The sequence below is a fragment of the Oscillatoria sp. FACHB-1407 genome, assembly GCF_014697545.1.
Lineage (GTDB): Bacteria > Cyanobacteriota > Cyanobacteriia > Elainellales > Elainellaceae > FACHB-1407.
The window spans coordinates 442506-466832 of record NZ_JACJSA010000003.1 but is presented as its reverse complement, the minus strand read 5'-3'; the positions used below and the strand labels follow the sequence as shown (position 1 = coordinate 466832).

The following is a 24327-nucleotide window of genomic DNA, read 5'->3' as shown; positions in this document are numbered from 1 at the left end:
TGCCCAGAGAGCCATTTATAAAGTGGGTTAGCAGATACCGTACTTTCATCATCGAGATCCAGCAGTTGCGGAGGAACAGTTAATGGGCGATCGCTCTAGACTGTGACAAAGGTTCAAATCTGGCGGAGCTAATCCATTTTTTCCATGCTTTGGCTACTAGTCTCAGGATGAGTAAAAGTTGATTTGATAATTAATGGTGAGTTGGGAAAGGTGAAGTCAACTATTTCGAGTCAACCGTTGCATCACTGCAACCTGATCAAGTCAAAATATTGACTATCAACAATCCTTCCGCTGATTGTAAATCAATCATTTACGACACACTATCAAAGTCCGTCCTGGCTCAGTAAACTTTTCTTGCACTAAAGTCATTAACCGGAAAAGTCTTAGCCCTTCTAAGAAAAAATTCACACAATAGGAATTGACTTTCTAATCAACATCGATTTGAGTTAAGAGCCTGGTGAATCACTCGCAGGCTAGTAAAGAACCGTCAATTCAGGTTAAGCAGCCTGGCACATCAATTCGCAGCTATCAGAACGAGGCTATCCCAAACTCAAGTTCATCACTGCAAGGTTGGAGGCTATGGCGACCCCCAACCTTCCAATACTTCTCATGAATGTTTGCCCTATACCTCGGCACCTAAGTAGCGTTGGTTGAGTGCCAGGATTGGGCAGAACAAGTTTGCTTGAGCGGTTGTGAGGTGTTGCTTTACAACTTCCTGCATAATTTCGTAGGTCGTATTACAACTTTGCTGCGCTCCAAAGGATCGCATGATGGTTTGAAACCAAGATAGAAACCGCTCTTGCAACGTTTCCGGGTCATTGACCAGCATCGCAGTCGCAGAATATCGCAACGTTCGGATTGTATCGCGCTTCCACTTACTGCTGAGGTCGGTGTTACCAGGGGCAAACAGACCTGGATTGAGCACCTGCATTTTGTCGTAAACCTGCTGAACAATTTCAGCTTCAGCAGCTTGCAGTTTTTCGTAGGTTTGTAGTCTGAGACGAAAGGATTGAATGTACTCGCTGATGAATTGCAATTCAATGTCATCGGCGTATCGACCATCAATTTGGGAACTAAGGCGGTTAGCTTGGCTCAACATGACAGAATTGTGAAGAGAAACTGAAGATAGTATGCCCTCCATCATAACTTCACAATCCTTAATATTAATTTTCTTTAAGAAGCTACATGCAATTTCAAATTCCCTGTTTGAGTCCAGGTGTTTTTCCGGAAATAACCCATCAAGTTTAGAAAACGTAAAGTTTACGCTTTTTAATCTCAAATTTACGTATTTTAATCTCTCTTATTTGTAAGGCATTCATCAAACAGTCCTACTCATTCTCAACTCTTCCGGTTTTATCGCTTGGGTCAGCCAGCTTAAGACAAGGACAATGGCTCAAACACGGATTCTGGGAAGGCTTCCTGACTCGCCTCTGCCGCATTGAATGTGGCTACGGCTATAACAGGCAACACAACAAGGGGCGATCGCACCTATTCTGCGATCGCCCCTTGATTAACGTATTATTCGGGTCGTGCGGGAGCTTTACCTGCGGACGGGAGTTTCACAGCTGTAGGAACAAAACCGACCTACGTCGGTTCGTCTAACCCTTGATTTGCGGTAGTCTGCCACCTTCTCTCAACATACAAGGCAGACTTGGCTCCGGTAGCCGCGAATTCATTCGCCAGGCTCTTCAGTTGAACTGACGTTATCTAAGGAATGGGAATTAAATAAGTTCGATATTTCGTAGGGGCGGGTTGTGTCGTCAAATCCATTGCAGGGCAGAGATTAGTCTGCTAAACCCGCCCGTACAGTTTGCGGATCTATTAAATCCACAATCCTAAGCATCAACACTGTGCGAGAAAAATTCGCCAACCTTGAAAGTAGGCGTGTTTTCAAGCTGCTTGAGTACCGAGCGAGTAATTAATTTGCCCTCTTCGACGAGGACCTGACCAGTAATGGGGTGGAGGAGGTTCTGGTCTGCTCGCCGTCCAATTAACGCCTCAATATCTTGCAGTGAGTTGATGTACATCCCTGGAGGAAGCTCAACCACCACACCATTGGCTAAAACACGTGCCTGACAGGCTAACCGAGAGTTTGTCTTACAAGATGTAATGACTTCTAGCGTGCGCTGTTCGCGACGATTAATGGGAGAAAGCCCTTCCATGCCTTCAACCACATACACATGGCAGGTGGCACACATGCCCCGTCCGCCGCACTCTCTCAATACATCCAGGTCTTTGTTAATCAGAACAGATAACAAATTGCCGTTCGTTTCGACAGAGGTTTCTTGAGCGATGGGTTCTAATCTGACAGTTTTAGCCATTGGGGGATTACTCCAGAAAGATTAAGATTAAGGGTTGTTTTTTAGCAACAAATTCTTTTGGCGATCGTCCAATGCTCTTTGTTCAATAATGATTGGGAAATCACGGATGACTTTAGAGCAGCGGGCAACAAAGGCTGAAATCCATTGCTGCAAATACTCATGTTCTTTTGAACTGATGGTCTGAGTGGAATTAGCCGAGGGAGGGTTGGTGAACGTGAAATGGGCAGAACGGTCAATCTGAAAATTGTTAAGCCACTCAATGTCTGGACGGGTTGACTTCCAATAGTTGGTAATGACAGTCGTTCCCAAATATTGGGTTGTAAATTGACTCAGGTGGTTGAGAGCTACGAGCAACTCTTTCAAGTTAACGTGAGCGTCTACAGCAGAGTGATTGACGTGTGGTTGTGTCAGTGGGTTGGCAGATGCAACATACTGAGTCAAGTTTTGGCTGGAGGGATGAGGGGTAGCCGCAATTGGAGTGCTGTGGGAACCATTTTGAGTTTGAACCGAGACTTTTGTGTTTGTGCCGGACGAGTTGGATGACAGACCTGATAGGGTAGAAGACGATACGTCGGATCGCTGTTTCCAGTAAGCTTGATTAGATAGAGTAATGTTTCCGGCTAACAAGCGAAATGTAGCGATCGCGTTGCTGGCATCTTCATGAAGCTCGGCTTTCAGTTGCTCAATCGCTTTAGCATATGTTTGGAACATTAGATTGCTACTGGTCAGCACAAGAAGAATGATGCCGTGGTCTAATTTATAGATGTAAACCTGATGCTCGGTGAACTGAAACTCAAAAAATTCAAACCCATCAGGGGTTGTTTCAACGACCTGCTGGATGCCTTGGGCTAATGCTTCCTTTTGTTGAAAGTTGAGAGCCTGGTCAACACCACAAAAATAGGGGCGCGATCGCCCATCCATCAGGGCAATTCCTGCAATCCCTGGTAAATTCAAAAAATCCTGAACAACCTCCCGCTTCATAAGATGCTCTAATACTAATAATTGCTTACTTCAGCAAGACGGGTGCCAGAAATACGGTGCAGAGTTGGCAAGTTGAGTGTTGTAAAGTTTCCATCGACCTAGAATCCATTGATTGATTATGATTCTCCGTAGTTCAATTTACTTAAATTCTATTCGTGTTGTGTTGAGTCAATGGGCTTGGCTAACAGAACGGAATTAGGAGAATCAAGGGGTGTAAGACTTCACAATTCTTTCAAGCCGCTACTCTGGAAACCTGACCTTTCTAGTTTTTTCAAGAATTCCTTGCCCGTCCCGGATTGTTTCTTAATGAATTGAAACCTTAGGGTTTTTCTGTTTCTCAGGTTTAGCACTCATGTCTGATCTTCCTTTTACTCTTGATCAGTTACGGATTCTCAAGGCGATCGCCGCCGAGGGAAGTTTTAAGCGTGCTGCTGATAGCCTCTATGTTTCCCAACCTGCCGTTAGTCTCCAAGTACAAAATCTGGAGCGACAACTGGATGTTCCGTTGTTTGATCGAGGGGGTCGGCGAGCACAGTTGACTGAGGCGGGGCACTTACTGCTGAGTTATGGCGACCGAATTCTTACATTATGTGAAGAAACCTGTCGAGCGATTGAAGACTTACAAAATCTTCAAGGCGGTACCCTGATTATCGGTGCCAGTCAGACTACTGGTACTTACCTGCTACCTCGAATGATCGGGCTATTTCGGCAACATTATCCCGATGTAGCAGTGCAGCTTCACGTCCATTCAACCCGCCGTACGGCTTGGAGCGTGGCAAATGGACAAATTGATTTAGCCATTATTGGTGGTGAAATTCCTCCTGAATTACAAGACTCTTTAGAAATTATTCCCTACGCGGAAGACGAACTCGCACTCATTTTGCCCGTTTTGCATTCACTCGCCCGAATTAATACGGTGCAAAAAGATGATCTTTACAAACTGCAATTCATCGCGCTGGATTCACAGTCCACGATCCGTAAGGTGATTGATCAGGTTTTGAGTCGCTGTGGGATTGAAACACGACGGTTAAAGATTGAGATGGAGTTGAACTCTATTGAAGCAATTAAGAACGCAGTCCAGGCAGGATTGGGTGCTGCGTTTGTGTCGATTTCGGCGATCGAAAAAGAATTGCAGATGGGGGTGTTGCACCGTGCCAAGATTGATGGTGTCGTTGTCAATCGCATGTTGTCAGTTATCATCAACCCCAACCGCTATCGCTCAAAAGCCGCCTCTGCCTTTATGGATGAGATTTTGCCGCAATTTTCAACCCATAAACCTTTACAACTGGATGTGGCTGAGGAACGGCATTCTGCTGAGCCAACAGAGCCTTTGTCGTTGTAGATGTGGTGTGAATACGGTTCAATTTGGAAATTTAACGGTTGCTTTGCTGGGAGGAGCGGTGAAATTGGTACTTTAGAGGTTGAAGCATGGCTGAATTTATGCACTGAAAGCCACTGTATGCATTGGAAGCCGTTGTATAAGTAACATCATGAACTGCTTATCGTTCCTCGTTTATGGAAGTTTATTGCACTCGTCCAGGCTGCCCCAGACCTGTTAACTACTTTGCCGATTTGGACAATAGTGCCACCTTAAAGACGGTACAGCAGAAGTATTGCATGGGTTGTGGTATGCCGCTGATCCTGGTGGGGCGTTACATTACCCAGAGACTCTTGGGCAAAGGGGGGTTTGGGGCTGCATTTTTGGCACGCGATCGCTACACTCCTGCCATGCGGCAATGTGTTGTGAAGCAGTTTCAACCCTCTGGTGATCTCACCCCAACCCAGTTACAGGTTGCCCAAAATCTATTTGAACGAGAGGGAGCCGTTCTGGAGGAGTTGGGAAACACCCATCCCCAGATTCCTGATCTACTCGCGTTTTTTGAGTTAGATGTACCCAGGAGTTCAGGTGGTCAGGCTGACCGTTTCTTTTATTTAGTCCAGGAATTTATTGATGGGCAGAATCTCGAAGAGGAACTAGCGCAAAACGGGCCATTTTCTGAAGCAGCTATTCGGGAAGTCCTGATAGAAATTCTGAAAGTGTTGCAGTTTGTCCACGAACACGGCTCAATTCACCGGGACATCAAACCATCCAATATTATGCGGCGACGCGATGGACGCCTCTATCTGTTGGACTTTGGGGCAGTTAAGCAAGTCACCCAGGCATCAGCGGCAGAAGCCGGAAAAGCCTCGACGGGAATTTATTCGATGGGATTTGCGCCACCAGAGCAAATGGCGGGAAATGTTGTCTACCCAGCGACGGATCTCTATGCCCTGGGGGTAACGTGCATTACGTTGTTGACTGGGAAGCAACCCAATGAATTGTATGACCCCTATAGTAATGGGTGGAATTGGAGTTCTTATGGGCGGGTGAGCGATCGCCTGAAAACAGTGCTCGACCGCATGTTGTTGGCAACTCCCAGTCAACGGTTCCAATCAGCAGAGGAGGTCTTAGAAGCGTTGCAGGGATCTGCGGCGGCTCCACCTGGATTACCCCCACGCCCAGCCCAGCCTCCCCCCAATCCAGCAGCCGTGTCCAATCCGGTGATGGCAGCCCCCCCTCCACCCAGCTCAACACCAGCACGGCTACCAAAACGTCCAGTACAGGCTCCGGCGATTAAGACTGCTCCTCCCGCACCCCCAGTTGCGGCTCCTCCACCGCCTGCGGCTCCAATTCAAGCAGCAACTCCAGCTCCATTGGCGGCTCCAAAGCGGGGCTTTTCTCTCATGGAAAGTATCGTTGGGGCGGCATTTACAGGATTTGAAGGTAGCCTATTAGCGATCGCCCTGATTAGCCTTTTGGGCACCACGTTCCTCAGTGCTGGCTTTTGGCTACTGTTGCTGGGCGTGTTAGTACTGGCTCAGTGGAATCATGTGATCGAGAAGGTTGATTTGCTGATTCTTGCGGTGCTGACAGTCGGGATTATCATCCTCTTACCACCGTTGCGAGATTTTTGGATTTTGCAGGCGATCGGCAACCCAATTAGAACCCTGTTGCTTATATCGGTCTTAGCCGGATTGGTAGCCGTAGCAGCCACATTAGTCTTTCGCCTGGTTTACAAGCTGCTATCCGGTTTGTTTTAGGAAGGTCTATGTCTCAAAAGAATGATACGCCAGCTGTCATTGCCTCTTTGCTGATCACGCTTGCCCTACTGGGTGCGGGTGGCTGGTGGTTGTGGACGCAATTCAATTCCAGAGGTGGCACCCCAGTTGGCATCAATTCTCCCGGCAATTCGTCAGGTATACCCGGCGTAAACGGCAACTCTGCGGTGCAAGAGCGTGGTAGCGGTGGACAGCGAATTTTAGTCTCAGAGGGAGCATCCGTTGCAAAACAGGCTGGGGCAGAGGCGATGACCAATATGCGCTTTGAAGAGGCGATCGCCAATTTTGAAGCCTCGTTGGAGGCAAACCCCAACGACCCCGAAGCGTTGATTTATCTCAACAACGCCCGCGCAGAGTTGCAGTGGACAACAAATGGAAGCGGCTCTCGTGTCGATATGACCGCGATCGCTGTCGTCGTCCCCATTGATGACTCGTTGAACCCATCTTTGGAGATTTTGCGGGGAGTGGCTCAGGCCCAAAACGAGATTAACCGCGTTGGAGGAATCAAAGGCACTCTGTTAAAGGTCGTGATTGTCAATGATGCTGCCGAGCCAGACACGGTCGAGCAAATCGCCACAGGTTTGGTTAACAGTGGAGTTTTAGGAGTGGTCGGGCATTTTGGCAGTGATGCTACACTGGCTGCCGCAGCCGTTTATCAGGCAAATGGGCTGGTGATGGTGTCACCCACCAGTACCTCAACCACCATCTCGGAACTGGGAGATTACATTTTTCGCACCGTACCGAGCGATCGCTTCACCGCAACGGCACTTTCTCGCCACATGCTCAATGCCATGCAACGTAGTCGAGCTGTCGTTTATTTCAACTCTGAAAGTGCCTACAGTAATTCTCTTAAAAATGAATTTGCAACGGCACTGGCAACAGATGGCGGACAAGTCTTAAATGAGTTTGATTTGGCAAGTCCCAACTTTAATGCCGCAGCAACCCTGGCACAAGCCAATCAACAGGGGGCGGAGGTGTTGGTCATGCTGGCAAATACTGCAACGTTAGACCCAGCCCTGCAAGTCGTGGGACAGAACCAGAATCAGCTCGCCGTGTTGGGCGGCGACAGTCTTTACAATCCCAAAACGTTAGAAGTTGGCGGTGCGGCAGCCGAAGGCATGGTGGTTGCTGTGCCCTGGGTGTTGCTGTCAAATCCCCAATCTTCGTTTGTCAAAACGGCTCGAGAGTTATGGGGTGGCGATGTGAATTGGCGCACAGCAATGGCATACGATGCGGTGCAGGTGTTGATCCAAGGAATGCAAGCAGGTCGAGAGCGTGAGGCGATTAAAAATGCTCTCAACAGTGACATATTTGAGGTGGAGGGAGCTACGGGAACGATCCGATTTTTACCATCGGGCGATCGCAATCAGCCAATGCAACTCGTCACAATCCAACCAGGAACCCGCTCCGGGTATGGTTATGATTTCGTTCCCGTGCCTTGAGGAATTGGCATCATGCCTGAAAGCAGGAGTCAATAGGTCTGTGCTGTTGCTACAGCAAAAAGGGGCGTTGCTGAAATGACAAATGATACGTAAATTCCCAACGTGAGCGAGACGCTCACCCTATCGGGATCATCACAAGGGAATGCGAGCATCTTGCTCGCGATTTCATATCCTCAATCAGCAACGCCCAAAAAGGAATAACCGATAAGGAATAAGCAATGGCTCAGAAAAACGAAACCCCGGTCTTGATTCTGGCGTTACTGATCACCGTTGGACTCATCGGCGCGGGCATTTGGTGGTTTACTCGCCAATCAGGATTGAATTTGGGCAATTTGACCCAATCTGGTTCTCCCACCCCTTCTGGAAGCGTAAGCCAAACCGGACAAGCTTCACCAGCTACTTCTGAGGCAACATCTAGCGGACAACCCGGCGCCAGTTTCGCAGCTATCCAAAATGTGCCTTCAGGAGTTTTTAACTACGGAGGCAGCACTAGCTGGGCACCGATTCGGGGAGAAGTGGATTCAATCATTCAAACGGTATTTCCTAATTTTCGGTTGCGGTATACCGACCCACTAACGGGTGTTCCAGGCTCTAGCACAGGCATTCGGATGTTGCTCGACAATCAACTGGCATTTTCTCAGTCATCGCGATCGCTCAGACCCGAAGAATACCAGGAAGCTCAACAACGCGGATTTACACTGCAAGAGATTCCAGTGGCACTTGAGGGCATTGCGATCGCCGTTCACCCCGATTTAAATATTCCAGGGTTAACCATCGAACAGTTGCAAGGCATTTATTTGGGGCGCATCACCAACTGGAATCAGGTTGGCGGACCCAATCTAGCCGTTGTGCCCTATTCACGCCCCATGAATGCAGGCGGCACAGTGGAATTTTTTGTAGACAATATCTTGGGGGGACAGCCCTTTGGCAACTCAGTTCGCCTGATTGGAACTACAACGGAGGCATTACGGGAGGTTTCAAATAATCCGGGGGGCTTATATTATGCGTCAGCACCAGAAGTCATTGGTCAATGTACGACCAAACCATTGGCGATCGGACGGAGTATTGACCAACTGGTTGCACCTTATCAACAGCCTCTCGTTCCAGAGGCACAGTGCCCAGCCCAACGCAATCAAATCAACCCGGAAGTCTTGCAAAGTGGAGAATACCCTATCACCCGACGACTTTTTGTCATCGTGAAGCAAAACGGTCAAGCTGATCAGCAAGCAGGGGAAGCATACGCCAACCTGTTGCTTACCGATCAGGGACAGCAATTACTGAGTGAAGCCGGATTTGTGCGAATCCGATAGGCATTTAGGAGGATCGCTTTTGCTGTAAAGCTGAAGATTCAGCAGGCAAGCATAGCAAATTGTCTCCATAGGAACGGATCAAGCCCCGTTGCCGCAATTTGCCCATTAGGCGAGTGACCGTTACTCGTGTAGAGCCGATCGCACTACCAATTTGAGCATGGGTCAAGATCCAGGGCAGATAATATCCCTCATCACAAGGTTCACCAAACTCCTCAATTAATAAAGTGAGGAATCCCAAAAGGCGATCAATCGTGCGGCGTTGCCCTAACGTGCTCAACCATAATAATTTGCGTTGGTGTTGATAGCGAAATGCGTTTAAGACTTCACGACGGAAGTGAGGCCAGTTATCCAGATCATGCCAATAGAGCCAAATAACGGCAGTTTGGTCAACATGGGCTACACTCTGCAAGGTGAAGGGTGATTGAGCCACAATTTCAAAGGGCTGACCTGCGCCCACAAACCCCAGAAATGCTTCTTCTGAGTTGATTCGGGGTAGGCGAGAATTCCCTGTGGTCGCGCTAACCTGGGCTTCACCAACGAGACGCACAGCACCCCGTTGAACCAGATAGAGCAATCCAGGTCGAGCGGGAATTTTTTCATCCTTGCCAAAGGTACGACAACGATAATGTTCCTGTGCCCAGTCAAGAATACGTTGCCAGGTCAGAAAAGGACGAGCGGTTTCTGGTTGGGAGGAGGATACGGAGTGCATAGGCAAGAGCTTTGAAAATCAGTAGAGGTCTTGAACTCTGAATTTGCGTGCTATTAGTAACTGGCTCAACTCTCGAAACTCAGTAATTAGCCGAGGAGAGCTAGATTAAAGCTACACAACACGAATAAGGATAAACACGAGTTAAGTTTACGTTTCAAAAAGTATGATTCATTTTCTTCTCATAAAGTTTCGTATTGGCTACGAAATTTATCTGAAATCTGACAGAACAGGCAATATTTAAACTACAAAGTTTCTGTCCGCAGGTGCGGTTTTCCTGTGAATTCAATCTTACCCATCATCCTACCGTTGGCCCTTCGTTCTCTTTTACTGCAAAAGTTACAGAAGTCAATTTTGTTACTGATTAATGATTTGTTGAAGGATGGGAAGACGAATCAGGGATTGAATGCTTTAGTACAAACAATTAATTTATCGCTTCAGGTGATTCCTATTCAATTAGTCAAACCTGGAAACCGCATTAAATATGTATCTGCGATCGCCCCTAAGCTATCCAAGTCGCTTGGAATACCGATAACGGCATTAGCCTACGAAATTAAAACAAGAATAGCCAATCTCGATAAGAACCCGAATCAGTGTAATTATCACCTACCTTTAGAGAGAGTTTGGGAAAATTTTACAGTTAATGTGAATGAGTCTGGTTGGATTTACTTACAACTGAATGAAGTTGGTACGGCTTTTTGGGTGCAGCAATTGCTTGATTCAGTCACTGAAAGCGATTGCCCTACCTTAGCTCAGGATCACACGAGTGACGACTCATCGTTCGGTAATTTTACGAACTCTTTTATAATTCAGTATACCCACGCTCGTTGTTGTTCATTGTTGTATTTAGCACACCAAGAGGGATTTGTTGCATTAAAAAACGAGTCAATCGACTTCGGAGCAACTGCACCCCAAATCACAACACCTAACCCTTTTCCTTGGCTTGACATAGAACATCGCCTACGATTGCACCATCCGGCAGAACAGCGTTTGATAACGCAATGTGTGACCACGCTAGATTGTCTGGCAGACATGGTATTGGCAGATAGAGTAATCGACGCTATTAACCCAAATGTCAATCTCAACGATGTTAGTCTCAGTCATCCCAATCTGAATCAGCAGATGATCTGCAAGTTAGCTCAGGAGTTGAGTTTGGCATTTCAAACGTTTTATGCCACCTGTCGCATCTGGGGAGAAACCTCAAGGGTCAACCTGGAATTAACCCAAGCACGTTTGGGCTTAGTGGCATTGACCCAGATGTTGCTTCGGGTATTGCTGCAAGAGGGACTGGAGGTCATAGCACCTTGTTCGCTTTAACCCTCTTTAATCACTCTGGATGGGATGGAGAGTATTTTCCCGAAAGCCTTCTAGCTTCTAGCTAGGAATCTACTCATGGAGGCAGAGCCTCCATCACTCCATTTCCAAGTAGGAGTCTGGAAACGAGGTCTGTATGAGATTTGTTTACGAAGAGAAGGCAGAAGAGGAATATATATCAACCGAAGGGTTGGTTAGGACGGGGTGCAGGGGTTCTACCCCTGACTGGGGGCGCGCCCCCACACTCCCTTGCATTAACTGTTTCGACAGTTGCTATAGCAGTTCTAATGAGTTGTAAGATAAGCGGTTTGTAAGAGGCGCACCCCATTTGGGATTGCTATGACCATCTTGAGTGATTCGTAAAAGCGTGAATCTAGTCAGGGAACCTCCTCCACCCTCGCTCCGTCTCAACTTAGATAGCACTGGTTAGATTTTCTTCAAGTAGATGACAAACTTGAATGAGTCTGCTAAATTGTTGCTAGTGTGAGGAGCGAACCAGCAAGGGCATCGAGACGAAACACGGTCAGTCGTCGGTGCCCTTTCTGATTTCTAGATTTTTAGAATTTGGTTGTGATTGAGACGCGCAACTGAATTGGGCCTCAAAATCACCTTTAAGTCTATCTTAGGTGTTGTTACAGCAAGAACTTTTCGATCGCAACGGCTACTCCATCCGCTTCAACACTGGGAGCAATCCATTGAGCGATCGCCTGTACATCGGTAGGGGCATTGCCCATAGCGACTCCAATTCCGGCGTACTCCAGCATTTCTACATCGTTAAAGTTATCGCCAATCGTCATTACGTTGTGTGGCTGAAGCCCCAACATCTCTTCTGCTAGATAGCGAACTGCCGTTCCCTTATTAACCAGGGGATTGGTCGCTTCAAAAAAAGTTGCTACGGATTTGGTGAAATACAACTCGGCAGGCGTGTAGCGTTGCCGAAGTGATGTCAGCAGGTGATCGACCAGATCGGTATTGTGGCTCAGTGCCAAAATCTTGGTCGGTTCATGGTCGAGTGCCTGACGCAGATCTCCAACGGCGATCGCTTCTACCTGCGATCGCTCAGCATATAGCTCCGTTTCAGGGGTAATTTCACGAACATATAACTGATCATTGATATATAAGTGAATTGACAACTCAGAGCGCATTTCGGGTTGCTCAAAGTGGTCAATCAACTGGAGGGCATAGGGTTTCGAGATAGCCCAATGACGATGTAATTGCCCAGTGGTAGGGTCTTTGATCAATGCGCCTTGATAGCTCATGAGGGGCAATTTAGAGCCAACCGCCTCATAAAATCGCAGAGCAGAGCGATACATTCGTCCGGTGGCGATCGCGACTGGAATGCCCTTTGCTTGTACAGCATGAATAGCTTCTATCACAGCGGGACGAATCTCGTTTGACTCTCCGGCGATCGTGCCATCAATATCTACAACTAAAAGCTGAATGTCGATTACCGGAGACTCAGAGTTAGAGCCTGAAACCACATTGACAGCAGGATTCTGCACCATGTTGCACACCAAAATTCTTGAAAGACCACAGTATGAGGGTATCAGGCGAGAGAGAAAAAGGAAAAAAGAAGAGAGAAGAGGGAAGTAAGGCTAAGGGATAAACAATGAGCAAGAGAAAAACGGGTAATAAGGTAACGGATAGAGCATAGAGGAGAAGTAGGGCAGAGGGGTAGAGGAGGTCATTAATTCCTAATCCCCTACTCTCCATTCCCTACTCTCCTAACTAACAGACACGATAAATCGTGCCTCTACCCATTCCCCATTCCCTACTCCCTCTTAGCTCACATAATAATCCTGAGTGCCTTTTGCCTGAATCGCATCACCTAGGCGGTTGAGGGCATGGACATAGGCAGCCGTGCGGAGGGATACGGAGAGTTCTTGAGCGATCGCCCAAATCTTTTCAGTCTCAGCGGTCATGCTCTGCTCCAAGCGACGGTTGACCTCATCCAATGACCAATAGAAACCACTCCGGTTTTGTACCCATTCGTAATAGCTTACAGTGACTCCACCTGCGTTGACCAAAATATCAGGAAAGACATGAATGCCTTTCGCTTCTAAGATCGCGTCGGCAGCAGAGTTCGTGGGTCCGTTGGCAACCTCAAACACGTACCTTGCTCGAATCTTATCGGCATTCTCAGCGGTAATTTGATTCTCCAGAGCCGCAGGAATCAAGATATCTACGTCCAGTTCCAGCAATTCTTCATTGGTAATCGAGGCATGTTCCACTGTGCTGCAAACGCTACCTTCACAGTAGACTGCTCTGATACCCCGGCTAGAATCTTTGAGGCGGCGAATACTGGGAATGTCTAGCCCTTGTTTGGCATACACACCCCCCTGAGAATCACTCACCGCAACAACTTGATAGCCTGCCCTAAACATTAACTCAGCGAGGACGGCTCCGGCATTACCAAACCCCTGGATTGCGACCGTCGTTTGAGCAGGGGACTGACTAAAATGAGTCATCGCAGTTTGGATGACAAAGAACGCACCCATAGCGGTTGCGGTTTCGCGCCCCAGACTGCCACCCATGCTAATGGGCTTACCTGTGACCACAGCGGGGATAATCTTTCGCTGAATAATGCTGTATTGATCCATCATCCAGCCCATGATCATGGGGTTGGTGTAGACATCCGGTGCGGGAATATCGATGTCGGGTCCGATGAAGTCCGCGATCGCATCCACATATCCCCGACTCAACCGCTCTAACTCAAACTTTGACAGTTCTTTGGGGTTTAGTGTGATGCCACCTTTTGCGCCACCAAACGGCAAGTTGAGAACAGCACATTTAAATGTCATCCAGAAAGCCAGAGATTGCACTTCGTCCAGGGTTACATGGGGATGAAACCGCACGCCCCCTTTCGTTGGTCCCCGGCTATCGTCATATCGCACCCGATACCCTTGAAACACTCTTAACGACCCATCATCCATGCGTACAGGAATGGAAACGCTCAAGCTCGCTTTGGGATAGCGCAATCGTTCAGTCACATCATCTGATAAGGACACGTAGCGCAGAGCTTTCTCCAGGCGTTGATTGGCATCAGACAACAATGAATAGGACATAGTTCTTCTCCTCTAGACCGGGTGCGATCGTAATGTGAAGAGGGTTAGTGATCCCCGGTTATTCTTCTATGGTGCCCAGGAAAATGTATTAAAAGCTACAGTTTTTATATTTCTATTATATTTCAGCGAGGAAATTGCGAGAAATTACCCATTTCCTGATGAGCCGCGTTTAAGATGGTGAGAGAACGGTGGATGAGGCGCAGGTTGTATCGATTCAACTTCGCCCATGAGCACTATTCACGCATGCGCATCACCAAATCCAAATTTTATCTACCTGTATTAAAACGCTCAGCTAACGGTCCTGGGTTGTGCTATTCCTCAAGGGCATTTCTAGGAGCAATTCACCTGTTTTAGAGTGATGGAATGGGGTTTCAAACAGCACAGAACAAATGAAACGACGCTGTCATCCACTTGAAAGTCATGTCACTTTTGTGTCATGGCTTTTCCTCTGGTACACCTGCCTAATGAAATTGCCAGATAGCCTATTGATAAATTGCAATGATCGTCAGAGACAGAGATTTGACTTCATGTTGTGATTTACTCAATTCATCAATTCAGATAGTGTCCATGAGTCAAGTTTTCGCTCTATGATCTTGAGGCACTGCATTTACAAAGCACATCTTTAAACCTCTATAAAGCACATCCTTAAACTTCCAAGTCCTTTGGTCTACCTTACGTTCTCCCTAAATTCATGACTGCTGTTTCTTCTCAAAACACTTCACCGACCTGGCATACGCTGGCACCCGACAAAGCGGTTGAACAGCTTCAGAGCGATCGCGAGTTGGGCTTAACCAATCAACAGATCACAGAGCGACTGCAACAATATGGTCCCAACGAGTTGGAAGAATCGGGTGGGCGCACGACTTGGATGATTCTGCTGGATCAGTTCAAAAACATCATGTTGCTGATGTTGATTGCGGTGGCGATCATCTCAGGCATTATGGACTTGTTGGACTTACGAGCCGGAACCGTTAAAGCCAATGACATTCCGTTCAAAGACACGATCGCCATTCTCGCCATCGTGTTTTTAAATGGTCTGTTGGGTTTTGTTCAGGAGAGCCGTGCCGAAAAGGCTCTGGCGGCATTGAAAAATTTGGCATCCCCCAGAGTTCGGGTAACCCGTGACGGCAAGATTTTGGAGGTCAACTCTAAAGAACTCGTCCCAGGAGATGTCATGCTGCTGGAAGCTGGTTCTCAAGTCTCAGCAGATGGACGCTTGTTAGAGTCTGCGAATTTGCAAATTCGGGAAGCGGCTCTGACGGGAGAAGCGCAGGCAGTGAACAAACAGGTTCAACTCCAGTTGCCAGAAGACACACCTCTGGGCGATCGCATCAACCTGGTGTTTCAGGGAACTGAGGTCGTGCAGGGACGGGGCACTGTACTCGTGACCAACACGGGCATGAAGACGGAACTCGGCAAGATTGCCACGATGTTACAAGCGGTTGAGTCAGAGCCGACTCCCTTGCAACAGCGCATGGATCAGTTGAGCAAGGTGCTGGTGACAGGGGCATTAGCTCTAGTCGCGGTTGTCGTCGGCGTTGGTCTGTTGGCGGCTGGGGTAGGCAGATTTCGAGAGTTGCTGGAAGTGTCACTGAGTATGGCGGTTGCGGTGGTGCCTGAAGGGTTGCCTGCCGTTATCACAGTGACCTTGGCGATCGGAACTCAGCGCATGGTGCGACGGCAGGCGTTGATTCGAAAGTTGCCTGCGGTGGAGACGTTGGGTTCTGTAACAACCATTTGTTCTGATAAAACGGGAACGCTGACGCAAAACAAGATGGTGGTGCAGTCGATTCACCCTCCATCCCAATCGCTGCGAGTCACAGGTGAGGGCTACATTCCCGAAGGGCAGTTTTTTATCCATGATCAACAGGCTCAACCCCAGGATTTACCTGAACTCAAGTCACTGCTGGCAGCCTGTGCGCTCTGTAATGACTCGATTTTGCAAAAAGAAAATGGTCAGTGGATGATTTTGGGTGACCCCACCGAAGGCGCACTGCTTGTCGTGGCAGGTAAAGCCGGAATCGACCGCAATAACTATGACCACAAGTTACCCCGTGTGGCAGAGTTTCCCTTCTCATCAGAACGGAAACGGATGAGTGTCATGGTGAATTCGGGTGACGTGGGTCAAGACGTCGTGAAGGGGTTGATTCCTGTTGCTCAAGCAGGTTCGCCTTATCTGATGTTTACCAAAGGCTCACCCGAAATTGTTCTGGAACGGTGTCAAGCTATCCAAATAGGCGATCGCACAGAGTCCCTAACCCAGGGACAACGGGATGCGATTTTAGAGAAAAATAACCAGCTTGCTGGAAAAGGACTGCGGGTTTTGGGGTTTGCCTATAAGCCATTAGACGTTTTGCCGCCAGAAGGCTCTGACGAAGCGACGGAATGTGACCTGATCTGGCTGGGTCTGGTGGATATGCTGGATGCGCCCCGTCCTGAAGTGCGAGATGCGGTTGCCCGTTGTCGGACTGCCGGAATTCGCCCAGTAATGATTACGGGAGATCACCAACTGACGGCTCAGGCGATCGCAGAAGATTTGGGTATCTCTAAACCGGGCGATCGCGTCTTGACAGGTCGTGACCTGGAAAAGCTGAGCCCAGAAGAAATGGAACAGCAAGTTGAGCAAGTCGGTATCTACGCACGGGTTGCACCCGAACACAAGCTGCGAATTGTGCAAGCTCTGCAACGACGCGGCAGAATCGTAGCGATGACCGGAGACGGGGTCAACGATGCTCCAGCTTTGAAACAGGCAGACATCGGCATTGCCATGGGAATTACGGGCACCGACGTGAGTAAGGAAGCCAGTGACATGGTGTTGTTGGATGACAACTTTGCGACCATTGTTGCTGCCACGGAAGAAGGTCGGGTCGTTTACACCAACATCCGTCGCTTCATCAAATACATTCTCGGTTCCAATATTGGGGAAGTGCTGACCATTGCAGCCTCTCCGCTGCTCGTTGGGGGTGGTGTTCCGCTGACGCCCCTACAAATTCTGTGGATGAACCTGGTAACGGATGGTTTACCTGCGTTGGCATTGGCAGTCGAGCCTGCCGAACCAAACGTGATGCAACGTCCACCGAATGATCCGAAAGAGAGCATTTTTGCCCGTGGGCTAGGCTCTTACATGGTGCGTATTGGGATTGTCCTGGGGATTATTGCGATCGCCCTGATGGTCTGGTCTTACAACTACACAACCAATGTTGCGTCAGATGTGGGTGACCCAGAACGGTGGAAGACTATGGTATTCACCACGTTGTGTCTGGCACAAATGGGGCACGCAATGGCAATTCGCTCTAATACTCAGCTCACCGTCGAGATAAATCCCTTCTCCAATCCCTATGTTTTTGCGGCGGTCGCTTTGACAACGGTGCTGCAATTGCTACTGGTTTACGTTGAGCCACTCCGTAACTTCTTTGGAACTCATTGGCTGAGTGCAACCGAGTTGTGGATTTGCATTGGTGCCAGTTTCTTGATGTTCCTCTGGATTGAACTGGAAAAACTCTTTATCCGCTGGTTTTTCCGTAATCGACGCTAAAAGCATCGCCTCCCTTGCCTCATGTTTCTCCACTCGCTCCACCTTCGCCAGTTCCGCAATTATCAGGATCAGCGGGTGGAGTTTGTGGCTCCTAAGACCATCCTGGTTGGGGAGAATGCTCAGGGCAAGTCCAATTTATTGGAAGCAGTAGAGTTGCTGGCGACGTTGCGATCGCACCGGGCTACACGCGATCGCGAACTCGTCCTGGATGGCAGAGCGATCGCCCAGGTCAACGCCACGTTAGAACGCAGTCTCGGCAGTGTGGACTTGGCGTTGACTTTGCGGACTCAAGGACGACGCACGGTTGCCCTGAATGAACAATCCCTCAAACGCCAACTGGATTTCTTGGGGGTGATGAATGCGGTGCAGTTTTCCAGTCTTGATCTGGAGTTGGTTCGCAGTGGACCCGGACAACGGCGCGACTGGCTCGACAGCGTGTTGACTCAACTGGAGCCTGTCTATGCCTCAATCCTGCATCAGTACAACATGATTTTGCGGCAGCGCAACGCTCTGTTGCGACAGCGGCAGCTTGGACAAACGGTTGATCTGAGTGAAGAGGCTGCATCAACTGACCTCAGCCAATTAGCCGTCTGGGATGCTCAGTTGGCGATCGCCGGAACTCGTGTAATGCGGCGACGAGCCAGAGCCTTGCAACGATTAGCCCCGATCGCCCAAACCTGGCATCAAGCGATCAGCAATAGCCAGGAGATTTTGGACGTACGCTACATCCCGAATGTGACCCTGACTGACGATGAACCCACCGCCATTCAGCAGGCGTTTTTGGAGAAGATTCAACAACGGGCGATCGCTGAGAAACATCAGGGGACATCGCTTGTCGGTCCACATCGCGATGAGATTGAATTCACCATCAACCAAACTCCGGCACGTCAGTATGGCTCTCAAGGGCAACAACGGACGCTTGTGCTGGCATTAAAGTTGGCGGAGTTAAAGCTGATTGAAACGGTTGTCGGCGAACCGCCGCTGTTGTTGCTGGATGATGTGTTGGCGGAACTGGATTTGAATCGTCAAAACAAACTCCTCGATACGATTCAGGAGCGATTTCAAACGCTGATTACAACGACACACCTGGGGTCGTTTGATGCTCAATGGCTGAAGTCTTCGCAGATTTTGACGGTCAAGGCGGGGCAGATATGGCTATAGGCAATTTTCAAGTCAAGGTCCAACCCAAAGTCGTCGCAACCTGCTGAGCCAGTTGCAGCGGATCAAAGGGCTTGGCGATCGCCCCAGTCACGCCCAATTCACCATATCGCTGGCGATCGGAGGCTTGCACTTTAGCGGTCAACAAAATCACTGGAATCTTTTGCGTAGCTGCGTTTGCCTGCAAATGCTGAAACGTGGTCAACCCATCCATATCGGGCATCATCACGTCCAGCAAAATGGCGTCAGGTTGATCCGTTTGGGCGATCGCAATCCCTTCTTGCCCAGAGTTAGCCGTCAAAACCTCCCATCCAGCGGTTGTCTCTAAACAAATCTGAGCAACTTCGCGGATGTAGGCTTCATTGTCAACAACCAAAATACGTTTAGCAGACATAGGCGGGGAGTGGAGAATCAGGACTGGGGCGTGGTTGCCCCCTTAGATCTCTAGCGACAGTCTCTACTAAATAAAACGTGAATTCGGGATCAGGATTTTGGCGGTTAAAACCACCGTTATAGGGACAAAGCCGACCTGCGTCGGTTCGTCTAACCCCTAATTTTCGGTAGTCTGCAAGGCAGACTTGGCTCCGGTAGCCGCGAATTCATTCGCCAGGGGCTTAAACCGAACTGACGTTAATAAAGATTGAGGCAATTTTAACGGCTCAAATCACGACTGATCAATCCATTTCACCATCTGCCTGTTTTCCACACCCATTCCCTTTATCAGACGCGATCAATCGCGCCTCTACACCCTATTCCCTTTATCAGACGTAAATCGCGCCTCTACACCCTATTCCTTTTATCAGACGTAAATCGCGTCTCTACACCCCATTCCCCTTATCAGACGCGATCAATCGCGTCTCTACACCCTATTCCCTATTCCCTTTCATCAACGCCTGTCGCAGCGATTGAAATAGCGACACCTCATCAATCGGTTTGCTAACCCAACTGATAAACCCTTGCGAGGGATAGTTGCTCTGGGAAGGGGAGGAGACACTGCAAATAATAATTGGGATACTTTGGGTGTCCTGACGACCTTTGAGGGTGTTGATCACATCCCATCCATTCATTCCCGGCATCAGCAGATCCAGGATGATGACATTGGGATGATGAGCGATCGCCTGTTCAATGGCATCCTTCCCAGAATGGGTGATCAAGGTTTGATAGCCTCGCGGTTCCAGGTAATGTTTGAGGGTATTGCGAGTCGCATCGTCGTCATCACAAATCAGAACGAGAGGACTATCAACCGTGAAATCAGCCGCGATCGCGTTCTCTTCTAGAGGAGGCAACGCAACATAGAAAGTGCTGCCTTCGCCCAACACACTCTCAACCCAAATCCGTCCAGCATGTTGTTGGACAATGCTGCGACAGATTGCCAATCCCAATCCGGTGCCATCGTGGTTCCGGGAGTCAGAGGCATCCACCTGTTGAAACCGTTCAAAAATGGTGTCGAGCTTATCAGCGGGAATGCCTCGCCCCCGGTCTTTCACCGTCATCCAGATCTCTTCCCCGGTTCGCTCGGCAGTGAGCCAAACCGTGCCACCTTGAGGAGAGAATTTAATGGCGTTGCTCAGTAGGTTGGTCAGGGTTTGAATGATGCGATCGGGGTCTGCCCAAATTTGAGCCGTCAACGACACAACTTCAAGACTAACCTCAAACTTATCGGCGATCGCCTGCACCACATTGACAGCCTCCCGCATCAAATCCGCGACATTGCAAATGGCTTTCTCCATCGTCACCTTACCCGACTCGATGCGTTCAATATCGAGAATGTCGTTAATCAAACGCACGAGACGATTGGTACTATCCACCGCAATTTGCAAGAGGCGTTTGCCCTTGTCAGAGTCGGCAGGCAACAACCCACTAGCCAGCATTCCCAGGGAACCGTGAATAGAGGTGAGCGGCGTCCGCAGTTCATGACTCACAACGGAGATGAATTCGTCCTTCATGCGCTCCACTACGAGGCGATCGCTAATATCCCGAAATGTCACCACGGCTCCAATAATCTCCCCCTGCTCTCGAATTGGGGTACTGATATATTCCACCGGAAAAGTAGTGCCATCCCGCCGCTGAAATGCTTCGTCGGTGACATGGTAGACCAATCCGGTTTGCAAAGCGGCATAGATGCGGGAACTGGTAAAGGAGGTATCTTCGGTGACGGTGCGCGGCAGGATCAGGTGAATCGGCTGCGATCGCAACTCCTGAATCCGGTAACCCAACAATCGTGCCGCCGCAGGATTGGCGAAGGTAATGTTGCCCTGCAAATCCAATCCACACAAACCTTCCCCCACCGAGTTAAGAATCAGCTCGTTTTGACGGCTAACTCGCTCCAGGGCTTGTTTCGCTTGTCGGCGTTCGTTTTCAACCTGCTTGCGTTCGCTCACATCGCGCAGGATCACGGTGAAAACGATTTCATTACCGATTTGCAGTTTTGAGATCGAGGCTTCTGCTGGAAACTCACTGCCATCGCGGCGTCGCCCATAGATCTCGCTGCGTTCGCCCATACGTCGAGCCTGGTGCGGAGCCTGCCCAAACTGGCTGACGTGGTGACGGTGAGCGTGGGCAAATCGGCTAGGCAGTAGAATGTCGAGGGATTGCCCGATCGCCTCTGATGCCGTGTAACCAAAGATTTTTTCTGCTCCCTGGTTAAACAAGGTGATGCATTGCTGAGCATCGACCGCAATGATGGCATCACTGGCAATTTCTAAGATGCCTGCAAAGCGAGCTTGTGATTCACGCAGTGCCGTTTCAATGTGCGTGCGGTCGTCCAATTCTGCCTGTAATTGGCGGTTCACATTCACCAACTCGGCAGTTCGTTCGGCTACACGCATTTCCAGTTCATTGCGCGTTTTCTTGAGTGCGGCTTCTGCTTGTTTCCGCAAACTGATGTCGTGAGCACGATGCAGTGCGCCAATAATTTGATTGTGCTGATCGCAAATTGGGCTAAAGGTGATCTCGTAGGATTTGGGCTGATGGTTTGCTCCATCAGGTTTTGCAGGATCGCCCTGAACCTCTTGTGTAACGGTGAACTCTTCCCCCTGGAGTGCTCGTTGCCACCACTCCAGCAAAGATTCGGACTGCTGAGTCAGGATGTCGATCAGGTTGGTGCCCAGTTCAAGGCTTGTGTTAAAGCGCGATTCAAATTCCTGCTTATATGCCTGGTTAAAGGCGATTAGCCGATACTCTAAATCAACTGCTGCGAGACAATCGTGGCTACTCTCTAAAATGCCCCCAAACAACTCCTGCGATCGCTGCAATTGATCAACCTGAGATCGAAGGGCGGTAAGCTCCTCGTGGAGTTGGGCTAAGTTACCGTCAGCCGTCATGCAGAGTTCCTCATTTGTAAGTCATTAGATTGGAGGGTTGGGCGTTGAGATTGCCAGCAGGCTTGCAAGTTTTGCAGCAGTTTGATCCGCTCCAATCGGCTGATGATGCGGGCGACTAACTCTGGACCGACGATGGGTTTACTGACAAAATCATCGGCACCCGCTGCAAACACCCGATTCACAATCTCGGCATCGGTGTGCGCCGTTAAAAACAGGATGGGCAACCCGCCCCACTGGGCATCATTGCGAACCACCTGGCACAGCTCAATTCCACCGACGTGAGGCATTTCGACATCCAGAATCAGCAAATCGGGAGCCGTTTGCTCCAGTGTCTCCCAAAACCGACGGGAATCATCCAGCGTCGTCACATGCAATCCCCAGGGTTCTAGCAATGTTTGCAGCAGAGCCAGCACTTTAGGATCATCATCCACCGCCATTAACCGTGCCTCCATCGTTGTCTCGCGGTGCCGCAGTTGTTGCACCGTATCGAGAATGGTCTGCGCGGATAGTGGCTTATGGAGAAAAGTACAGCCTTTCATTTGAGCAAATTGCAGGCGATCGCTCAAGCTGTCCTGCGTGGTGTAGATCAGGATCGGAATGGCTGGCTTGGAGTGGCTCAAGGTTTGCAGAAACTCTAACCGCTCTGGAGTATCTGGCAGACAGGTAGGGTCAACCAGCACCGCCGCTGGTGTGTGTTGCGTCAGGTGCGATCGCGTACTGGCTAAATCGTGGCTGACCAGCGTTCGCCATCCCTGACTGTTAGCAGCATTAACCAGGTCTTTCGTAGCAGCGGAATTCCTATCTACGATTAACAGCACGGGCAACTCTGAAGCAGCCGATGGAGAAACAACGGGTGGATCAATCTCGTGACGCAGTTGCTCTACTAAACTCTGCAAGGTGTTGATATTAGAAGGCTTGAGCCGTTTCTCAGGTTTGAGCAATCCTTCAATCTGCCGGGCTAACTCCGACCCCTGCATAAAGCCAAAGGTTCCCAGACTGCCTGCCAGCGTGTGTGCCTCCTGGTAAGCCTGTTGATGCAACTCCCGTTCTGGCTTGCCGTGTGCCAGAGCGATCGCCGCCTGCTCAATCACCGAAATTTGCTCACTAACCCGGTCTTTGTGTCGCTCCCAAATGCCAGCGATCGCTGTTTTCATATGCTGCTGGTAGGGTGCTTCCGCAGGAGGGGTTAGCTGCGAACTGGCTTGCTGCTTTGAGTTTGCAGGAGACAGATCCGCTAAAGGAGCCGTTTCTGGTTCTGCCTTGAGTTTGTAGCCAATGCCATACACCGTTTCTACCAGATCTGTAGGAATTCCAGCCGCTTTAAACTTTTGCCGGAGGCATTTGATATGGGTGCGGACTGCCTCCTCACCCGGCATGGTGTCATACGCCCAGAGATGCTCTAAAATCATGCCGCAGCTAAACACGCGGCGACGATTTCGCAAAAACAGCTCCATCAACGCATATTCCTTAGAGGTCAGGGCAACAGGTTTGCCCTGCCAGGTGACCTCACACAAGGTGGGATCAAGGCACAAGTCGCCCCATTCCAAAATGGGATTGGCAACTGTGCTACCCCGTCGTAAAAGCGCACGAATACGCGCTACCAACTCTTCAGGGTCAAAGGGTTTGACCACATAATCGTCTGCCCCGGCATCTAACCCTACGGCTTTGTCGTGCCCGCTATCCCGTCCGGTCAAGAGCAACACAGGCATCGTGTAATGGTGCGATCGCAGTTTTTTACAGAGACTAATCCCGTCTAACTGGGGCAACATCACATCCAACAGCACCAGGTCATAACTGTAGGTTTCGAGCAAGTCCCACCCTGTCTGTCCATCCGTCGCCACCTCAACAGCATAGGTCTGGTCAGAGAGAATCTCCGTTAAAGCGTTAGCAATCAGAGCGTCGTCTTCAACAATCAGAATTTTCATAAAAAGCTTAGGAAGTAGGGAGGCATCCACCCAGCTTGTGGAACCCATCCCACACAGGAGCGTCTTTTAACTCAATCTATCCACTCAGTCTAGCTAAGCTGACTCTAAAGCAGACTTTTAAGCGTAGATTTCTTCCATTTGTTTAACG

The 24327-nt window shown here is 49.4% G+C and carries 16 protein-coding genes; 7 read left to right on the top strand and 9 right to left on the bottom strand.

Annotation, left to right across the window (positions count from 1 at the left end):
• Positions 1–622: 622 nt before the first annotated feature.
• From H6G89_RS07980 to H6G89_RS07970, 3 genes are all read right to left on the bottom strand, one after another.
• A complete protein-coding gene (locus H6G89_RS07980; protein ID WP_190504772.1) occupies positions 623–1099 on the bottom strand; it encodes a phycobilisome protein in 477 nt (158 codons plus the stop codon).
• Between the two features lie 736 nt (positions 1100–1835).
• Positions 1836–2321 (bottom strand): 2Fe-2S iron-sulfur cluster-binding protein, encoded by a 486-nt coding sequence (locus H6G89_RS07975; protein WP_190504771.1) that lies wholly within the window; start codon positions 2319–2321, stop codon positions 1836–1838.
• A gap of 27 nt (positions 2322–2348) precedes the next feature.
• Complete coding sequence (locus tag H6G89_RS07970) at positions 2349–3302, bottom strand: hypothetical protein (protein ID WP_190504770.1); 954 nt, start codon at positions 3300–3302, stop codon at positions 2349–2351.
• Positions 3303–3654: 352 nt separating this feature from the next.
• Here H6G89_RS07970 and H6G89_RS07965 point away from each other — a divergent pair, with 352 nt between their 5' ends.
• The 4 genes from H6G89_RS07965 (at position 3655) to H6G89_RS07950 (ending at position 9153) form a co-directional block, all read left to right on the top strand.
• Positions 3655–4644 (top strand): LysR family transcriptional regulator, encoded by a 990-nt coding sequence (locus H6G89_RS07965; protein ID WP_190504769.1) that lies wholly within the window; start codon positions 3655–3657, stop codon positions 4642–4644.
• 173 nt (positions 4645–4817) lie between these two features.
• Complete coding sequence (locus H6G89_RS07960; RefSeq protein WP_190504768.1) at positions 4818–6383, top strand: serine/threonine-protein kinase; 1566 nt, start codon at positions 4818–4820, stop codon at positions 6381–6383.
• Positions 6384–6391: 8 nt separating this feature from the next.
• The gene (locus H6G89_RS07955) at positions 6392–7843 is read left to right on the top strand and encodes an ABC transporter substrate-binding protein (RefSeq protein ID WP_190504767.1); all 1452 of its coding nucleotides are present in this window, start codon (positions 6392–6394) and stop codon (positions 7841–7843) included.
• Between the two features lie 218 nt (positions 7844–8061).
• Entirely contained in the window at positions 8062–9153 is a 1092-nt protein-coding gene (locus tag H6G89_RS07950) for a PstS family phosphate ABC transporter substrate-binding protein (protein ID WP_190504766.1), read from the top strand.
• Between the two features lie 4 nt (positions 9154–9157).
• Here the strand turns inward: H6G89_RS07950 and H6G89_RS07945 are convergent, their stop codons facing one another.
• Complete coding sequence (locus tag H6G89_RS07945; protein WP_190504765.1) at positions 9158–9862, bottom strand: Crp/Fnr family transcriptional regulator; 705 nt, start codon at positions 9860–9862, stop codon at positions 9158–9160.
• Positions 9863–10138: 276 nt separating this feature from the next.
• Between H6G89_RS07945 and H6G89_RS36225 the strand changes: the two genes are divergently transcribed.
• Positions 10139–11176, top strand: coding sequence for a DALR anticodon-binding domain-containing protein (locus H6G89_RS36225; RefSeq protein ID WP_190504764.1), 1038 nt, complete (start codon positions 10139–10141; stop codon positions 11174–11176).
• A 629-nt stretch (positions 11177–11805) separates the two neighbouring features.
• On the opposite strand, the gene H6G89_RS07935 is transcribed toward H6G89_RS36225, so the two are convergent.
• On the bottom strand, positions 11806–12678 hold the full coding sequence (locus tag H6G89_RS07935) for a Cof-type HAD-IIB family hydrolase (protein ID WP_190504763.1): 873 nt from the start codon (positions 12676–12678) through the stop codon (positions 11806–11808).
• 276 nt (positions 12679–12954) lie between these two features.
• Positions 12955–14238 carry a Glu/Leu/Phe/Val family dehydrogenase gene (locus tag H6G89_RS07930; protein ID WP_190504762.1) on the bottom strand — a complete coding sequence of 428 codons (1284 nt, stop codon included), beginning with the start codon at positions 14236–14238 and terminating at the stop codon, positions 12955–12957.
• A 691-nt stretch (positions 14239–14929) separates the two neighbouring features.
• Between H6G89_RS07930 and H6G89_RS07925 the strand changes: the two genes are divergently transcribed.
• Positions 14930–17773 carry a cation-translocating P-type ATPase gene (locus H6G89_RS07925; RefSeq protein ID WP_190504761.1) on the top strand — a complete coding sequence of 948 codons (2844 nt, stop codon included), beginning with the start codon at positions 14930–14932 and terminating at the stop codon, positions 17771–17773.
• Between the two features lie 21 nt (positions 17774–17794).
• Positions 17795–18934, top strand: coding sequence for a DNA replication/repair protein RecF (recF, locus tag H6G89_RS07920; RefSeq protein WP_190504760.1), 1140 nt, complete (start codon positions 17795–17797; stop codon positions 18932–18934).
• Positions 18935–18941: 7 nt separating this feature from the next.
• Here recF and H6G89_RS07915 read toward each other — a convergent pair whose 3' ends face one another.
• From H6G89_RS07915 to H6G89_RS07905, 3 genes are all read right to left on the bottom strand, one after another.
• Positions 18942–19325, bottom strand: a complete 384-nt coding sequence (locus tag H6G89_RS07915) for a response regulator (RefSeq protein ID WP_190504759.1) — start codon at positions 19323–19325, stop codon at positions 18942–18944.
• 472 nt (positions 19326–19797) lie between these two features.
• Positions 19798–22254, bottom strand: a complete 2457-nt coding sequence (locus tag H6G89_RS07910; protein ID WP_190504758.1) for a hybrid sensor histidine kinase/response regulator — start codon at positions 22252–22254, stop codon at positions 19798–19800.
• A complete protein-coding gene (locus H6G89_RS07905) occupies positions 22251–24179 on the bottom strand; it encodes a response regulator (protein WP_190504757.1) in 1929 nt (642 codons plus the stop codon). Before H6G89_RS07905 ends, H6G89_RS07910 begins: the two co-directional genes overlap by 4 nt.
• Between the last annotated feature and the right edge of the window lie 148 nt (positions 24180–24327).

What these genes read in the sequence shown, in the direction of transcription:
- H6G89_RS07980 (WP_190504772.1), bottom strand. Translation starts at nt 1,099, where the DNA reads ATGTTGAGCCAAGCTAACCGCCTTAGTTCCCAAATTGATGGTCGATAC.
- H6G89_RS07975 (WP_190504771.1), bottom strand. Translation starts at nt 2,321, where the DNA reads ATGGCTAAAACTGTCAGATTAGAACCCATCGCTCAAGAAACCTCTGTC.
- H6G89_RS07970 (WP_190504770.1), bottom strand. Translation starts at nt 3,302, where the DNA reads ATGAAGCGGGAGGTTGTTCAGGATTTTTTGAATTTACCAGGGATTGCA.
- H6G89_RS07965 (WP_190504769.1), top strand. Translation starts at nt 3,655, where the DNA reads ATGTCTGATCTTCCTTTTACTCTTGATCAGTTACGGATTCTCAAGGCG.
- H6G89_RS07960 (WP_190504768.1), top strand. Translation starts at nt 4,818, where the DNA reads ATGGAAGTTTATTGCACTCGTCCAGGCTGCCCCAGACCTGTTAACTAC.
- H6G89_RS07955 (WP_190504767.1), top strand. Translation starts at nt 6,392, where the DNA reads ATGTCTCAAAAGAATGATACGCCAGCTGTCATTGCCTCTTTGCTGATC.
- H6G89_RS07950 (WP_190504766.1), top strand. Translation starts at nt 8,062, where the DNA reads ATGGCTCAGAAAAACGAAACCCCGGTCTTGATTCTGGCGTTACTGATC.
- H6G89_RS07945 (WP_190504765.1), bottom strand. Translation starts at nt 9,862, where the DNA reads ATGCACTCCGTATCCTCCTCCCAACCAGAAACCGCTCGTCCTTTTCTG.
- H6G89_RS07935 (WP_190504763.1), bottom strand. Translation starts at nt 12,678, where the DNA reads ATGGTGCAGAATCCTGCTGTCAATGTGGTTTCAGGCTCTAACTCTGAG.
- H6G89_RS07930 (WP_190504762.1), bottom strand. Translation starts at nt 14,238, where the DNA reads ATGTCCTATTCATTGTTGTCTGATGCCAATCAACGCCTGGAGAAAGCT.
- H6G89_RS07925 (WP_190504761.1), top strand. Translation starts at nt 14,930, where the DNA reads ATGACTGCTGTTTCTTCTCAAAACACTTCACCGACCTGGCATACGCTG.
- recF (WP_190504760.1), top strand. Translation starts at nt 17,795, where the DNA reads ATGTTTCTCCACTCGCTCCACCTTCGCCAGTTCCGCAATTATCAGGAT.
- H6G89_RS07915 (WP_190504759.1), bottom strand. Translation starts at nt 19,325, where the DNA reads ATGTCTGCTAAACGTATTTTGGTTGTTGACAATGAAGCCTACATCCGC.
- H6G89_RS07910 (WP_190504758.1), bottom strand. Translation starts at nt 22,254, where the DNA reads ATGACGGCTGACGGTAACTTAGCCCAACTCCACGAGGAGCTTACCGCC.
- H6G89_RS07905 (WP_190504757.1), bottom strand. Translation starts at nt 24,179, where the DNA reads ATGAAAATTCTGATTGTTGAAGACGACGCTCTGATTGCTAACGCTTTA.